Genomic DNA, 15,085 nt, shown 5'->3' with positions numbered 1-15,085 from the left:
TCACATGCGTGTTGATCAACAAACCCCCATCGCTTTTTTAGGTATGGGGTTAATGGGAAGTCGAATGACAACCCGATTATTACAGGCGGGTTATACGGTAGCAGTTTGGAACCGTAGTCCTCATGCATGTGAGCCACTTATTCAACAGGGCGCGGCAACTTTAGCATTGGAAGATATTGGAAATTATCCCATTATTCTCACCTGTCTGGCTGATGATCAGGCTGTTCAAAGCGTTTTTGCCCAAATCCAGCCCTATTTAAAAGCAGAGCAAGTGATTATTGATTTTTCTAGCTTGTCGGTAACCGTGACACAGCAATTGGCGCAATCCGCCCAACAGCAACAAGTGACTTGGATTGACTCGCCTGTTTCAGGTGGGACTATAGGGGCAGAACAAGGTACATTGGTCATTTTTGCTGGTGGCGATGCGCACGTCATCCAAGCACTCGAGCCTATTTATAAGGTCTTATCCCAACGTGTCACCCGTATGGGTGAAACAGGGACTGGACAAGCCACCAAAATTTGTAATCAATTAATTGTTGCAGCAAATAGCACGTTGATCGCAGAAGCGGTTGCATTAGCGAGCCAAGCAGGTGTAGATACTAACTTGCTTGCCCCTGCTCTCGCGGGCGGTTTTGCAGATTCTAAACCATTTCAAATTTTAGCTCCTCGTATGGCAACCCATACTTTCGAGCCTGTGCAATGGAAAGTACAGACCTTATCCAAAGACCTTAACAATGCATTAAAACTTGCACATAGTTTTAACTTAAATATACCTGTTGCACAAAAAGCTCTACTACAGTTACAAGCCCACCAAGAAAACGGCTTTGCTGAGAAAGATTTAGCAACTATCATTCAATATATAGAACAATAATAATTGATTGAAGGAGATTGAATATGAGCCATCTTGCAGTCAATTTGTCTATGATTTTTAAGGAAGTCCCTTTGATTGAGCGTTTTGCTTTAGCTCATACACATGGCTTCCAACATATCGAAATTCAGTTTCCATATGAATTAGAAATTTTTGATATTCAAACTCAGCTTGAACAATACGATCTCTCACTTTGCCTCATTAATGTGCCTGCTGGCGATTTAATGCAGGGCGGTAATGGCCTAGCAGGTATTCCTGGAAAAGAAATTGAATTTCATCATGCCCTTATGCTTGCAATTCGTTATGCAAAGGCCTTGAATGTTCCTCGAGTCAATATTCTAGCGGGCAAACAACCTTTAGACGCTGACCTGCTCCCTTGTTTAAACACCCTCTCAAGCAATCTCAAACTGGCCTGCCACATGCTGACAGAGCAAGGGATTGAACCTGTTTTTGAAATGATCAACGGCACCGACATGCCACGCTTTTTGGTGCAGAATATTGCACAGGCACAGGAAATGCTGGAGGCTATCAACCATCCCGCACTGAAAATGCAATATGACTGCTACCATATGGCCATGATGGGTGAAGATGTTTTGACTGGTTTGCAAGAAAATTTGCATCAAATTGGTCATATTCAATTTGCTGATTGTCCAAGCCGACACGAACCTGACACAGGAAATATTCCCTATAAGCAAATTTTTGACTGGTTACGTCAAAGTGCCTATCGAGGTTATATTGGTGCAGAATACCGACCAAAAACTCAATCAGATCAATCTTTTGCATGGAAAGAAAAGTACTTTTCCAATGACGTGAATACATAAACTGTTACTGCTGAAATTTGAATTTTATAGAGAAAAACGCTATATTTGACGATGAGCAATTGTCAGGAAAATATACCCTCTATGAATTTAGAACCATCGCCCAGCGCTTCTAATTCTCACGACCTAAAAATCAAAACAGCAAACAAAGATGTACATGCTTGTTTAAAAGTTGTACATGAAGCCCTTACTGATGTAAAAGCCAAAGATATTCTAGAACTTGATGTAAGTTCTATTAGTAATATTGCCGATGCAATTGTGATTGCAAGCGGAACATCTACTCGTCATGTCAAAGCACTTGCTGACAATGTTGCTGATGAAGCACGTAAAGCAGGTTTTCGCCCAATCGGGGTCGAAGGTGAACGTGATGCTGAATGGATCCTCATTGACCTTGGTTTCGTTGTGGTACACGTAATGTTGCCAACAGCCCGTAAATTCTATGACCTTGAAAGTTTATGGCGCGCACCTGAATCCGTTGCCTAAAGCTTAAGAAAAGCGACCGATAAGGTCGCTTTTTTCATTCCTACAACAACTGGCTTAAGTCGACTGCTGGGTAATGCTGTTTTATTTCATGCTTAATTTGTGCATACAGTTGGTCCGCCTTGCCTGGACCATAAAAACTACAGTAGATCGCGTACAGCGTTGTAATCATGACCGCATAAACCTCTTTCGGCATTTGCATCAAGCACTGTTTCTCTAAACCTGCAATATACCAATATCCAGCAAGTAAACGATTTTTCTTCATTTTGCCCTGAATTTCTGCCACAAAATCCAGATAATCAGGTTGACTGACGCCTTTTAACACGCCCATCACAAAGTCATGGAACACCTGAAACAGGTCCAGTGTTTCGGGACTTGTCTCAGCGGCCATAACTGGTTTATCCGTTTTTACCTTGAGGCGTTCCTGTTTCTCAACCACCGAAATTTCATGCAATACCTGCCGCAACATCTCCTTGCGTTGCAAGCGCAGGTCATCACTGGTACAAATTTCACTGAGAAAACGATTTAATACAAAGGATGGCTGGTGACCATATTCACTTTCCCAGTACTGTAAAACACGTTGCAAAACGGTATCTGGCAAGAACTGTGCAAGCCCCTTTTCCACTGCCAGCCTTTTTTGTTCAATGCTTAATTCAGCCATAACAATCACCTCCCTTAATGGCGATGAGTGATATTTTCAGTTTCAAAAGTGACATCCCTCTGAAACTCTGGGTATGACAATTCAGCATGTTCAGTATAATCCAGCCCCCGTTGTTCATGTTGCGGGGAAACCCTTAAGCCACCGAGAACCTTGTCGAGCACCTTAAACATGATAAACGCAGCACCAAAGCCCCAGACAAATGCGGCCCCCACACCCAAAGTCTGAACTGAGATCACATCAAGGTTAAACGGTTTCTCCAGAAAGAAGATACCTGCGGCAATGGTTCCCCATGCTCCACACACCCCATGTACTGCAACAGCATCCACCACATCATCCAGCCGCATCTTTTCAATCAACAAAGGTACAAAAGTCATCAGCAAACCTGCTATAGCGCCTGTGATAACCGCAAATACGGGGGACATGGTGGCACAACCCGCCGTGATTGAAACCAGACCGCCCAGTGATGCGTTAATAGTATTGCGCATGAGCACCGCCTTGGATTGAAGCAAGGCCAGAACCATATACGTTGCAGCCGCAGCACAGGCAGCCAAATGCGTGTTGAGGGCAATACGTCCAATGCTCACACTTGCAGCAACCGTGGATGCCGCATTAAACCCAAACCACGCAAACCATAGCACAAAGCCACCCAATGCCACCAAGGGCAGATTATGTCCTGCCAAAAAATGACTTTGCCCCTTACGGCCAAAGCGTCCCAAACGTGGTCCCAACACAATAATGCCTGCGAGTGCCACCCATCCACCAATTGAATGCACCACAGTTGAACCAGCAAAATCAATAAACCCCAAAGCTTTCAGCCAGCCATCACCACCGAACAGGCCGCCCCATGCCCAGCTACCAAATACAGGGTAAATGATGCCACTTACAAAAACCGCACTGACCACATAAGCCACAAAATGTATTCGCTCTGCCATGGCACCGCTGGCAATCGTGGTGGCTGTCGCCGCAAACATCATCTGAAAGAACAACAGGTTCCAGTGCCAGTCATCCAGTTGATCTGGCATGAAATGACTGAGTCCGATCCACCCTGTTTGATTCAGGCCAAACATCAGGCCAAAGCCAAACAGCCAAAAAATAAGTCCTCCAATACAGGTATCCATATAGTTCTTCATGAGTACATTCACGGTATTCTTACTACGAACAGATCCGCTTTCGATTAAAGCAAATCCTGCTTGCATAAAGAAAACTAAAATTCCTCCAACGACCACCCACACGCTATCCAGAGAAATACGGATTTCCTGAATATTTGTCGTGGTTTCAGCAGATGCATGGGAGGTGAGAGATAGTAAAAACAGCAATACTAAAATTATACTTTTCATAGAATTCCCCTAAAAAATCATCTAATCCAATGCAAAAAAAATGCCAAAATAAATTATTTTTTCCTTTTAATAATTCATCGATTTATATTTATTCATCATAAAAAAATGATCTAAACTAAATACTTAATATCCAAACCTTTATACACCTTTTATCAACAACAATCTCTTCTTCCATTTCAAATTTGACATGACAAGTTGTCAAAATTAACGCACTATAGGACCTGCTTTAAAATTCATCAAATAAAAAGCATTATTGGAGTAGATGAAGTGAAAATTCTAATTACAGGTGCAAATACAGGTATTGGTTTTGCCACAGCGGAAGAGTTGGTAAAGCAGGGACAGCATGTCATTCTTGCCTGCCGTAATCCGCAAAAAGCGCAAATTGCGCAAGATAAATTGCGTGCATTGGGTCAGGGGCAGGTTGATTTGGTTTCCCTCGATTTAAACAGCCTTGAATCAACCCGTAACACAGCCGATGAAATTGCAGACCGCTACGGTAGTCTTGATGTCCTGATTAACAACGCAGGACTATTTGCCAAGACCAAGCAGCTGACGCAAGATGGTTTTGAACAACAGTTTGGTGTGAATTATCTGGGCCATTTTCTACTGACACATAAGCTGATTCCTGTCTTGGAACAGGCACCAAAAGCTCGCATCATCCACCTTGCCTCAATTGCACATTGGGCTGGTTCAATCAAACCGAATAAGTTCCGTGCTGAGGGTTTTTATAATCCCCTGTTCTATTATGGTCAATCTAAGTTAGCGAATCTTTTATTCAGTAATGCTTTAGCTGAACGTATGGCGAATAGCACCATTACCAACAACTCACTGCATCCAGGGGGTGTTGCCTCCGACATCTATCGCGAACTGCCAAAACCTGTTTATGAAGTGATGAAAATTGGTTTAGTGCCGACCTCAGTTCCTGCAAAGTTGATTACGCAAATGGCGACTGGAGATGATTGGGCAAAGCGTAATGGAGAATATGTCAGTGCACACATGCCAGACTGGAAATCACCACATGCTAAAAACCAGCAACTTGCCCGTGATCTTTATACACAATCGATGAATCTTGTAGAAAAATACCTTTAATAAATATGCGCTAACAAAAAAGCCACCTAACGGTGGCTTCTTCAATCCTGATGAGGTCAGATTAGTGACCACCACCATTGATTGCTTTTGTCATATCTTCAACAACTTTCTTCGCATCACCGAAGATCATCATGGTTTTTTCATTGTAGAACAAATCATTGTCTAAGCCAGCATAACCTGTTGCCATAGAACGCTTGATCACCATAATGGTACGAGCTTTGTGAGCTTCAAGAATCGGCATACCATAGATTGGTGAACTTGGATCATCTTTCGCCGCTGGGTTAACAACGTCATTCGCACCAATCACAAGTACCACGTCAGTTGCTGGGAAGTCAGAGTTGATCTCATCCATTTCCAAGATGTCTTCATACGCGACATCAGCTTCAGCTAACAATACGTTCATGTGACCAGGCATACGACCCGCAACTGGGTGAATCGCAAAGCGAACTTTTACGCCCTGTTCTTTTAAGATTTCACATAATTCTTTAACTGCATTTTGTGCACGACCTTGCGCCATACCATAACCTGGTACAATCACAACACTGTCTGCATTTGACATCAAGAAACCTGCGTCATCTGCTGAACCAGAACGATAGTTACGTTGAACTTGTTCGCCTTTGTCCGCTGTAGCAACTGCTGCACCACCCATTGCACCACCAAACAATACGTTGATGATTGAACGGTTCATCGCCTTACACATAATGTAAGAAAGAATCGCACCAGAAGAACCTACAAGTGAACCCGCAACGATTAACATATTGTTTTCTAGTGTGAAACCAATACCCGCTGCAGCCCAACCAGAGAATGAGTTAAGAAGCGATACCACAACTGGCATATCACCACCACCAACTGGCGCAATCCAAACCCAACCAAATGCAAGTGCAAGTGCTGTCATCGCCCAGAAAGCAGTCATGTTATTCGTCAAGAAGAACATAATGCCTGCCGCAAGCATTGCAGCAAAGATAAGCGCTTGAACAGGTTTAACCCATGCACCAGAAATCGTTTTTGCCCATTTTTTAGCAGCTAATTTACCGTAAGCAAATACTGATGCTGTAAATGTAATCGCACCAACGAAGCAACCTACAAACAATTCAAATAAATGAACTTTGCTCATATGAGCATGCTGTACGCCAGCAGCAGTCAAAGCAGCTTCATTTTCAGCAAACAATGCTGTTAATTGGTTGTTGTGTAAAATCGCTGCAATCGCAATTAATACCGCAGCCAAACCAACTAATGAGTGCATTAAAGCCACTGTTTCAGGCATTTGTGTCATCGGAACAGTTCGCGCACGAGCGATACCAACCACACCACCCAATACCATCGCACCAACGATCATCCAAACAACTGGATGTTCTGCAACAAAGAATGTTGTTACTACAGCAATCGCCATTGCGATCATGCCGTAACGGTTACCTTGAATGGCAGTTTTAGGACCTGACAAACCACGCAAAGTTAAGATAAAAAGGACGGCACCAATCAGGTAGAACCAATCCGCATAGTCTCGAATAAATTCCATCTATTAGCCCTCTTTTTTCTTTTGCTTCGGCTTGAACATTTCAAGCATACGAGCAGTTACAGCGAAGCCACCAAAAATGTTGATACTTGCCAAGAACACAGCAATCGCACCCAAGATGCTTACAACATTTACGCTTTGGAAAGCTACATTGGCATCAACACCAATCACAGGCATACCCACGGTTTGGATCATTGCCCCAACGATAATGATTGAAGACAATGCGTTCGTTACCGCCATAAGTGGTGTATGTAACGCAGGTGTTACTCCCCAAACTACGTAGTAACCTACGAAGATGGCAAGGACGAAAATTGTAATCGTTTCAACCATGAGAACTCTCCTTAACCGCGCTTGAGCAGTACTTGACCGCCATGAGTCACGAGTAACGCTTTTTGGATTTCATCTTCTTGATTGATCGCAAAGTTTTTATCTTTGTCGAATAATGTCTCAAGGAAGTTGAAAACGTTACGTGCATACAGTGCAGATGCTTCAGTTGCAACTGTGCCTGGAATGTTTGGAATACCCAAAATTTTCACGCCATTTTCAGTAACAACAGTTTCGCCTTCTTTAGAACCTTCAACGTTACCACCCGTTTCAACTGCCATATCTAAAATGACAGAACCTGGTTTCATCTTGGCAACAGTTTCAGCTTTGATCAGACGCGGAGCATTACGACCTGGAATCAATGCAGTCGTGATTACGATGTCAGCATTTGATACAGCTTTATCTACAATCGCAGCTTGATCCTTGATGTATTGCTCACCCGGCTGCCAACCATATCCACTTTTCGCAGCTTCAGCAGCACGTTGTTTTTCTTCATCGGACATTGGTACGTCTAACCATTTACCGCCTAAAGACTCAACTTGTTCTTTAGCAGTTGGACGTAAGTCAGTTGCTTCCACAACTGCACCTAAACGTTTTGCAGTCGCAATCGCTTGAAGACCAGCAACACCAACACCCATGATCACGACACGCGCAGGTTTTACGGTACCCGCAGCAGTCATTAACATTGGGAACATACGTTGATATTCAGCCGCAGCTAGCAATACAGATTTATAACCAGCGAGGTTTGCCTGCGAAGAAAGTACATCCATGTTTTGTGCGCGTGAAAGCGTACGAGGAAGTAACTCTAAAGCAAAAGCAGACACTTGCTGAGCAGCAAACTGGTCCAGTTCTGGATTGCGGTAAGGGTCAAACATTGCAACCACAGTCGTATTCGCCGCAAGCTTTTGAATTTCTTCACCCTTAGGGGCACGTACCTTCAAAATAATTTGGCTACCTGTATATGCATCGTCTGTAATGGTTGCGCCAACTTGTTCATAAGCACTGTCAATATAGGCTGCTTTAACACCAGCGCCACGTTGAATGACAATGCTATGACCTGCATTAATCAACTTCTTAACTGTTTCTGGTGTTGCCGCTACACGACTTTCACCTGCAACAGTTTCGGTTGGGATTCCGATCTGCATGAGCGTTCCTCAAGCTAGTTTTTCTTAAGTAAACATCGCGGATAGCAATGTTTCCCCCAGGAGTATTCTTTGTAGAATTTTGGATTCTAATGGAACTTTTTTAAAATTCCACCCACTATTTATTTAATAAATACCCATATTCTGAACTGATGATTCATATTGATATTGAAACCTTGTATGCTCATGATGTTTAGCTTTTGATAAAGCCAAGCTATTTCACCATGCATATACAATATAAAAATTTCATTCTCTCAGTATCTATCCGTTCATTTATATGCCTTGTGCGTTGTTTTCATTCAATGCCAAAGCGGTATAGATTAAATAACCCCATGTTTTATCGAGCATCATAGATAGAATACACAGCAACTCTTTAAACATTGTTCATATTCAGGCTTGGCTAAAACGGGTCTATGGACTGAAACCGCATCATAATCGTGCAGCTCTGTAGAGAAATTGGCTTACATAAACTTTTATTGGTTTTTTCGGCGACTATTTATTTCGCAAAGTACAAGGCCTATTTCAAGACATCAAAGTAGGTTTTATCAATAAATCTGAATTGTATGAATGTCATCCCTCAGAAAAACTAAAAAGAAATGTAAAAACTTGAATCGGCATTTTTTCAAGTGATATTTATGTAATTTTGTCTGATCAAAATAGATTTAACGCACAATATTGGTGCAAAAATCATTCTATTTCATTCATCATTTTATTTTTCTGATTCAGCAACAGTAAAATTTCCTGAAAATACGTCCCCATTGATCATTCTGCCAGACAATCATCAGGATTTCTCAGTGGACATTGTTCTAGTGATAGGCAACCACAGCCAATGGTTATAGCCATGTTGTTATTGTGGAACCCAATATGCGTATCATCCATATTGCAGGTCAGAGAGAAGAAAACAAAAATGGTGAACTTTCCATTTTTTGACCAACAGGTACAACAAGTCTTTTATAATATTCAACATGCTTTAATCGCCCCTCAGGCACAACTTTCAGATATAGCCGTTTTGCGTATGCTGATTGTTGACCATGATTCTGAAAAACTTCAGGTATTGGCAGGCATCATGCAAAGTTTGTGGAAAAATCATGCATTTCCTGTATGCACATTGATTCCTGTTTCTAGATTGGCATGAGCAGGAATGCTCGTTGAAATTAAAGCAACCGCATATACTGCATAAACCCGTGATAGAGAAAATTATGTCAGCCCCTCAAGATATTAGTCAAAATAAGGCCTTACTCTGGTTTATGGCTGCGGCGTGCGGTCTATGTGCAGGTGCCAACTATTATAGCCAGCCACTAATCCACTCCATTCAGCAGTATTTTGCCGTAACAGAAAGCAAGGCTGCCCTGACCGTCACTTTTGCACAGGTTTCCTATGCTTTGGGTTTGCTGTTTATTGTACCTATAGGTGATGTGGCCAATAAGACCAAGTTTATCCCACTACTTATGACTTTATGTGCAATGGGTTTGTTTCTGAGTGCGTTCTCGGTCAACCTACCTATGCTCTGGGTGGGAACCGTACTGGTCGGGCTGTTTTCAGTTGCGGCTCAGGTACTGATCCCTCTTGCCACCATGACGGTACAGCCTGAAAAGACTGGCGAAGTTGTGGGCTTTCTCATGAGTGGTTTATTGGTGGGTATCTTGCTTTCGACCAGTCTAGCAGGATTGTTCTCCAACCTGTTTCACTGGAAAGTCATCTATGTGCTTAGTGGAGTCTTGATGCTGATATTGGCTTATGCGCTTAAAAGCCGCTTGCCTTACGTCATGCGCATGAAAATGAATTATGGGCAAATCTTTGTTTCGATGGCCCAACTCTTGAAGCAGGAAAAGCGCCTATTGTTACGGGCACTTACAGGTGGGTTTGCCTTTGCGGCGGTCAGTATCCTCTATTCAACCATCGCACTTCTGCTCAGCTCGGCCCATCATTTACCTGACCTCATGATTGGAATGGTGAGTCTGGTGGGTATCTTTGGTGCCTTATCCACCCAATATATTGGCCGATATGCTGATCAGGGCTACACCAGGCAACTGACCTGGATGGGCTGTGCCTTATTCATTATCAGCTGGATTTGCTTCTATTACGGGCAAACAGTCCTCATCAGCTATATTGTTGGCTTTGCCCTAATCCAGTTGGCTTTGGCATTGGTGCACACCAGCAACCAGAGCATTATTTTCCGTTTACGCCCCGATGCCAAGTCACGTATCAATGCGATTTATATGACCGCCTATTTTATTGGAGGTGCCTGTGGTTCCGCACTTGGCATTTTTGCATGGAATCATGGCGGTTGGACCATGACCTGTTTGGCAGGCCTATGTCTGGTTCTTGCGTGTATGCTGTTTAGTTTACTGGATAACCTTTTAATAACTGATGTTACGCAGCAGCCATTTTAAAACTGGAAATTTCAGAATAGGCTGCTTTCAAAGGACTGAACCGTACCGAGTTTGTCATAGCCATTCTTACGCAAAGCAACATGATCTGAAATATCTGCTGGTTTTATTTTTGTGATAATATGCTGCGCTATTGGAAATTTCTGAATTAGGCGAAGACAGTAGGTTTTAGTACGACCATATTGATTGCCAACTTCATCAAGATATTTCTCTATGGCATTGGCTAAAGTGATGTTGGTCACATCCGATCTGCCTAATAAAATCTCTGGATTTTCTTCGATTTCCTCTTCACGCATTGCTAACCATTTTTGGGCAAGTCGCATTGAACTAAACGTTTTACTCTCCTTGAAATTTGCAAGGCCTTTACGGCTTATTCTAATTTCAGCACGAAAACGTATTGTTCCATCCGCCAATTTGCGCTGTGAAATTGTTCCCATAATTTACGCCTTATCTCTTTTTCAAAGACCATAATGGCGTAATTTGGCGTAAATTTCAAAAATAATGGTGCGAAATGAGGTGTAAAAAACCGAAATAGTCCAAAATATGCAACACTGTAAAGGTATGTTTTTTAATATGAATATCAACAAAACCATTGAAAGCACGAAAGAACCTCGCATCAGTGTTGCACCTATGATGGATTGGACAACTCGTGACTACCGTTTCTTTGCCCGCCTATTTAATCCAAATGTCGTTTTATATACCGAGATGGTCACTACAGGTGCGATCATTTATGGTGGCGCCAACCGCCATTTGGATTTCAACAAGGAAGAACATCCCATTGTGTTGCAGCTCGGTGGCTCAAATCCACAGGAACTGGCGACCTGTACCAAAATGGCTGAAGATTGGGGTTATAACGAAGTTAATCTGAATGTCGGATGCCCAAGTGACCGTGTCCAGAACAATAAGATTGGTGCATGTTTAATGGCTGAACCAGACTTGGTGGCTGAATGTATTCATAGTATGCAAAAAGCAGTGTCGATTCCTGTCACCGTGAAACATAGGATCGGAATTGATGACATGCAGTCTTATGAAGAAATGCTGCATTTTGTTGACACTGTTGCGGCAACGGGCTGTACTCACTTTATCGTGCATGCGCGGATTGCCATTTTGCAGGGCCTGTCTCCAAAAGAGAACCGTGAAGTACCACCCTTACGTTATGAAGATGTCTATCGTCTCAAGCAGGAACGTCCTCACCTGACCATTGAAATCAATGGTGGCATCAAAACCTTTACAGAAACGCAGCAACATTTACAGCATGTCGATGGGGTGATGATTGGCCGTGAAGCCTACCACAATCCTTATTTATTAGCTGAAATGGGTCAATTGTGGAATTTGGAAGCACCAAATCGTTTTGACATCATGCAGCAGATGATGCCGTATATTCACCAGAGAGTAGCTGAGGGCGCACCACTTTCAATTATCACACGTCATATTCTGGGATTATTCCAGAACTTGCCAGGTGCACGTAAATGGCGTCAGGCACTGAGTGGTGGCAATGCAAAAACCATTACCGATATTGACAATGCCATTCAGAATATTCAGGCAGCCATGCAACGTACTGAAGACTACATAACAGAACATCAATCCTGATTGATGTTTCACAAAAATGTGACATAAGTCACATCAAGAAATATCATTTTACAAATATTAAGATTCAAATTGATGGAAATATAAGCTATTTAAAATTAAGAAAATCTTCAAAAAGTTTTCTTAAATAATTTATTATAAAAACCCCAAATTGTTATATTATTACATTACATTTTAGTTTTTTTAAAATTTATCGCTTACTATGTGCCGCGTACGGATTCTGGCACACGTTCAGTTTTTTTGAAAATGCGGTAGAGATTTACAATGATTTATGATGTACCTTCAGTTGACCACAGCATAATATATCCACCAGCACATCAACTGGTTATTCCTTATCGGGAGATTCCAAGGCTGCCATCAACGCCAACCATTGATGTAAGCAAGTTTTCTGAAAAGTTAACCACGCGTGCGTCCTATCGTAGCTCATCCCAGTGCGCCAAATTCGTTAGGATCGCCCTGCAATCTGCGGGCGCCAATATTGTTCAGCATCCTGTCGCTGCATCAGACTGGGGCCGTACCTTGCAGCAGATTGGTTATCAAAAAATCACACCTGAGTTTAATAATCCACAACCAGGTGACATTTATATTATTCATCGCACCAAAAAACATCGTTATGGACATATTGCAGGTTTTACAGGTTCGCAATGGGTTTCTGATTTTAAACAAACCAGCTATGACGTGTACAAAGATCCCAATGTCACCTACAGCTATTACCGCCTGGCACCACAATATCCGCAGGCTTAATTTATTGGGCTGTTTAAGCCCTGATTTTATCCAGCTTCTTCAGGACTTCAGCCACCGCAACCATTGCAAAGCTTGAAGTCACCACCACCGCCGATCCATAGCCACCACAGCGCAAACCTGCAGTTGCACAAACATCAGCGCTTGAAAACGGATTGTCGATGGAGTAAATGCAGGTAATTCCAAACTTGTCTTTCGGCTTTTTACAAATGCCTTTGGAACGTAGTTGTGTGCGTAGTTTGGCAAGCATTGGGTCCTGTTCTGTTTTGGATAAGTCCGCCACCCGAATCTTGAGGGGATCGAGCTTTCCACCTGCACCACCTGACACAATCAACGGGATTTTGTTAAAACGGCAGTGCAGTATCAAAGCCAACTTAGCTTTGACATCATCAATACAGTCTAAAACGATGGTTGGGACAGGATCCAGAATCTCTTTGACATTCTCAGGTGTGAGATAGTCATCAATCACATTGACTTTCATTCGTGGATTGATTTGACGGCAACGTTCCGCCATTACCTCAATTTTTTCCTGTCCAAGTGTCGAGCTCATTGCAGGCAGTTGACGGTTGATGTTGGATGCGGCAACCACATCCATATCCACCAGCGTCAGCTCACCAATGCCTGTACGTGCCAGTGCCTCAACCGCCCAGCTTCCCACACCGCCAATACCAATCACCATGACATGGCTTTGCTCATAGTGTGCAAATGCATTTTCTCCATAAATTTTGGCTACGCCAGCGAAACGGCGGTCATATTCATCATTTTGGAGATCGGTCATAACAGTCGTGGTCTATCTTTTCAGTCAAAGCAGTATTTTAGCGTGTTTAGCTTCTTTTAGGTTAGCCCGATGAAACTTTCCTTGGTGATTGACCTTGGCGACTTAAAACCAGCAACAGAATAAAAACCATGAAGCTCATGGATAAGGCTAAAAGGTTTGCATTGATCCAACCCAGACTACTCAAAATTGGGGCAGGTAAAAACGCTCCTAAAGTTGCAAACAAGGCAATTCCTGTCTCATTGATACCTTGTACTCGATGTTTTTGCTGCTCATTTAAACCAGCCAATAAAGTGGATGCACCTGAATAAGCGAAATTCCAGCCCACACCGAGGATAATCAGCGCAACATTAATATAAATTCCAACCTGTCCACTCATTGGAATCAATGACGATAACATCAGCAAAGCAAAGCCCACATAAATCGTGGTGTGTGTGCCCCATCGTCGAATCAGTTTAGATACAAAGAATGACGGAATAAACATTGCCAATACATGCAACTGAATGGAAATCGAGGCATAGTGAAATGAATGATGTTCCTTTAAATGCAAAGAAGACATAATCATCATCACATTCATAATATAGTAGGCAAACGCACAGCTCATCACGGCGGCGATAATCAAGCTGCTCGGCAATTTGGCGCGCTGAATTGGTTCAACCGTTATCTGCTGTGTCTGTTGACGTTGGAATTTTTTATTCCATCCATACAGGATTGGAGAGAGTAACAAGGCCAAGAGACTAAAAATGAAATAGATTGCAGTGAAATCGGGTAAACCCTGCACCTGCTGAAACTGAATCGCCAATATGGGGGCAATCATTGCAGCAATCACACCACCTGAGATCACCATGGCTGTTGCTTTCGGAATGAGTTCTGTTGCAAGACGATCCGAGGCCGCAAAGCGATAAAAATTCGCAGTCGAGATAAATAAACCCAGTGAAAAATGGCTGAGACACAATAGATAGAACTGTTGCTGCTGTAATGCCAGATAGCCTAGAACACCCGCTAGGAATAGGCAGATGCAGCCAAATTGAAACACCAGATGACGTCCAAACTTTTTCATTAGAAAAGAAAAAATAAAGGTGGTCAGTAACATCGCTAAAAACTGCAAACCATAAGGAACTGTGGCTAGGGCCTGCGTAGGTGCAAGCTTTAAGCCGACAATCGCCGCCACGGTCACCGATAAGACCGCCGCAATTAAGTTCAGTGCCTGTGCAGCCAAGAGATAATAAACATAGCGTGGTAATTGATTCAAAGCCTTTATCCAGTTTCATCGGGCCTGACTACCTTAACGCTGAATGCTTGAAATTCAAATAAAAAAGATGAAAGACCAGCTTTCATCTTTGCTTGAGGAGGTGTCCTA

Annotated in this window: 14 protein-coding genes and 3 pseudogenes; 8 read left to right on the top strand and 9 right to left on the bottom strand. The window is 42.7% G+C overall.

What is annotated here, in order from left to right; genetic code table 11:
- The first annotated feature begins 4 nt into the window (after positions 1-4).
- The 3 genes from F973_RS06770 to rsfS all read left to right on the top strand — a co-directional run bounded on the left by F973_RS06770 (position 5) and on the right by rsfS (position 2,169).
- Entirely contained in the window at positions 5-871 is an 867-nt protein-coding gene (locus tag F973_RS06770; protein WP_004760808.1) for an NAD(P)-dependent oxidoreductase, read from the top strand.
- A gap of 23 nt (positions 872-894) precedes the next feature.
- On the top strand, positions 895-1,689 hold the full coding sequence (locus F973_RS06765; RefSeq protein ID WP_004760806.1) for a hydroxypyruvate isomerase family protein: 795 nt from the start codon (positions 895-897) through the stop codon (positions 1,687-1,689).
- An 81-nt stretch (positions 1,690-1,770) separates the two neighbouring features.
- Positions 1,771-2,169 (top strand): ribosome silencing factor, encoded by a 399-nt coding sequence (gene rsfS / locus F973_RS06760; protein ID WP_004760805.1) that lies wholly within the window; start codon positions 1,771-1,773, stop codon positions 2,167-2,169.
- Between the two features lie 40 nt (positions 2,170-2,209).
- Here the strand turns inward: rsfS and F973_RS06755 are convergent, their stop codons facing one another.
- Both F973_RS06755 and F973_RS06750 read right to left on the bottom strand, forming a co-directional pair.
- The gene (locus tag F973_RS06755) at positions 2,210-2,827 is read right to left on the bottom strand and encodes a hypothetical protein (RefSeq protein ID WP_004760804.1); all 618 of its coding nucleotides are present in this window, start codon (positions 2,825-2,827) and stop codon (positions 2,210-2,212) included.
- A 14-nt stretch (positions 2,828-2,841) separates the two neighbouring features.
- Complete coding sequence (locus F973_RS06750) at positions 2,842-4,164, bottom strand: ammonium transporter (protein WP_004681725.1); 1,323 nt, start codon at positions 4,162-4,164, stop codon at positions 2,842-2,844.
- A gap of 267 nt (positions 4,165-4,431) precedes the next feature.
- On the opposite strand from F973_RS06750, the gene F973_RS06745 reads away from it, so the two are divergent.
- The gene (locus tag F973_RS06745; protein ID WP_004760802.1) at positions 4,432-5,253 is read left to right on the top strand and encodes an SDR family NAD(P)-dependent oxidoreductase; all 822 of its coding nucleotides are present in this window, start codon (positions 4,432-4,434) and stop codon (positions 5,251-5,253) included.
- 61 nt (positions 5,254-5,314) lie between these two features.
- Here the strand turns inward: F973_RS06745 and F973_RS06740 are convergent, their stop codons facing one another.
- From F973_RS06740 to F973_RS15440, 4 genes and pseudogenes are all read right to left on the bottom strand, one after another.
- A complete protein-coding gene (locus tag F973_RS06740) occupies positions 5,315-6,769 on the bottom strand; it encodes an NAD(P)(+) transhydrogenase (Re/Si-specific) subunit beta (RefSeq protein WP_004760801.1) in 1,455 nt (484 codons plus the stop codon).
- Between the two features lie 3 nt (positions 6,770-6,772).
- Entirely contained in the window at positions 6,773-7,096 is a 324-nt protein-coding gene (locus F973_RS06735; protein WP_004678363.1) for a proton-translocating transhydrogenase family protein, read from the bottom strand.
- A gap of 11 nt (positions 7,097-7,107) precedes the next feature.
- The gene (locus F973_RS06730; protein ID WP_004756075.1) at positions 7,108-8,235 is read right to left on the bottom strand and encodes a Re/Si-specific NAD(P)(+) transhydrogenase subunit alpha; all 1,128 of its coding nucleotides are present in this window, start codon (positions 8,233-8,235) and stop codon (positions 7,108-7,110) included.
- A 684-nt stretch (positions 8,236-8,919) separates the two neighbouring features.
- A pseudogene (locus tag F973_RS15440) lies at positions 8,920-9,063 on the bottom strand (redox-sensitive transcriptional activator SoxR); the annotation flags it as partial.
- On the opposite strand from F973_RS15440, the pseudogene F973_RS06725 reads away from it, so the two are divergent.
- Positions 9,058-9,367: pseudogene (locus F973_RS06725) on the top strand (Rid family hydrolase); the annotation flags it as partial. The pseudogenes F973_RS15440 and F973_RS06725 sit on opposite strands and share 6 nt — an antisense overlap.
- 64 nt (positions 9,368-9,431) lie before the next feature.
- Positions 9,432-10,625, top strand: a complete 1,194-nt coding sequence (locus tag F973_RS06720; RefSeq protein WP_004760799.1) for an MFS transporter — start codon at positions 9,432-9,434, stop codon at positions 10,623-10,625.
- A gap of 47 nt (positions 10,626-10,672) precedes the next feature.
- On the opposite strand, the pseudogene F973_RS06715 reads toward F973_RS06720, so the two are convergent.
- Positions 10,673-11,059 (bottom strand): annotated as a pseudogene (locus tag F973_RS06715) (integrase); the annotation flags it as partial.
- A 136-nt stretch (positions 11,060-11,195) separates the two neighbouring features.
- On the opposite strand from F973_RS06715, the gene dusA reads away from it, so the two are divergent.
- Together dusA and F973_RS06705 are read left to right on the top strand one after the other, a co-directional pair.
- The gene (dusA, locus tag F973_RS06710; RefSeq protein ID WP_004760796.1) at positions 11,196-12,212 is read left to right on the top strand and encodes a tRNA dihydrouridine(20/20a) synthase DusA; all 1,017 of its coding nucleotides are present in this window, start codon (positions 11,196-11,198) and stop codon (positions 12,210-12,212) included.
- 261 nt (positions 12,213-12,473) lie between these two features.
- Positions 12,474-12,953, top strand: coding sequence for a CHAP domain-containing protein (locus F973_RS06705; protein WP_004760795.1), 480 nt, complete (start codon positions 12,474-12,476; stop codon positions 12,951-12,953).
- Positions 12,954-12,966: 13 nt separating this feature from the next.
- On the opposite strand, the gene F973_RS06700 is transcribed toward F973_RS06705, so the two are convergent.
- Positions 12,967-13,728, bottom strand: a complete 762-nt coding sequence (locus F973_RS06700; RefSeq protein WP_004760792.1) for a tRNA threonylcarbamoyladenosine dehydratase — start codon at positions 13,726-13,728, stop codon at positions 12,967-12,969.
- Positions 13,729-13,789: 61 nt separating this feature from the next.
- Positions 13,790-14,977: an MFS transporter gene (locus F973_RS06695; protein WP_004760791.1), complete on the bottom strand. Its 1,188-nt coding sequence runs from the start codon at positions 14,975-14,977 to the stop codon at positions 13,790-13,792.
- Positions 14,978-15,085 lie beyond the last annotated feature (108 nt).

Origin of the sequence: Acinetobacter sp. CIP 102129 (assembly GCF_000368305.1) — a bacterium.
In the GTDB taxonomy this organism is placed as follows: Bacteria; Pseudomonadota; Gammaproteobacteria; order Pseudomonadales; family Moraxellaceae; genus Acinetobacter; species Acinetobacter parvus.
Note: the sequence above shows the minus strand (reverse complement) of the source record. Positions and strands in the feature narration are given on the sequence as shown.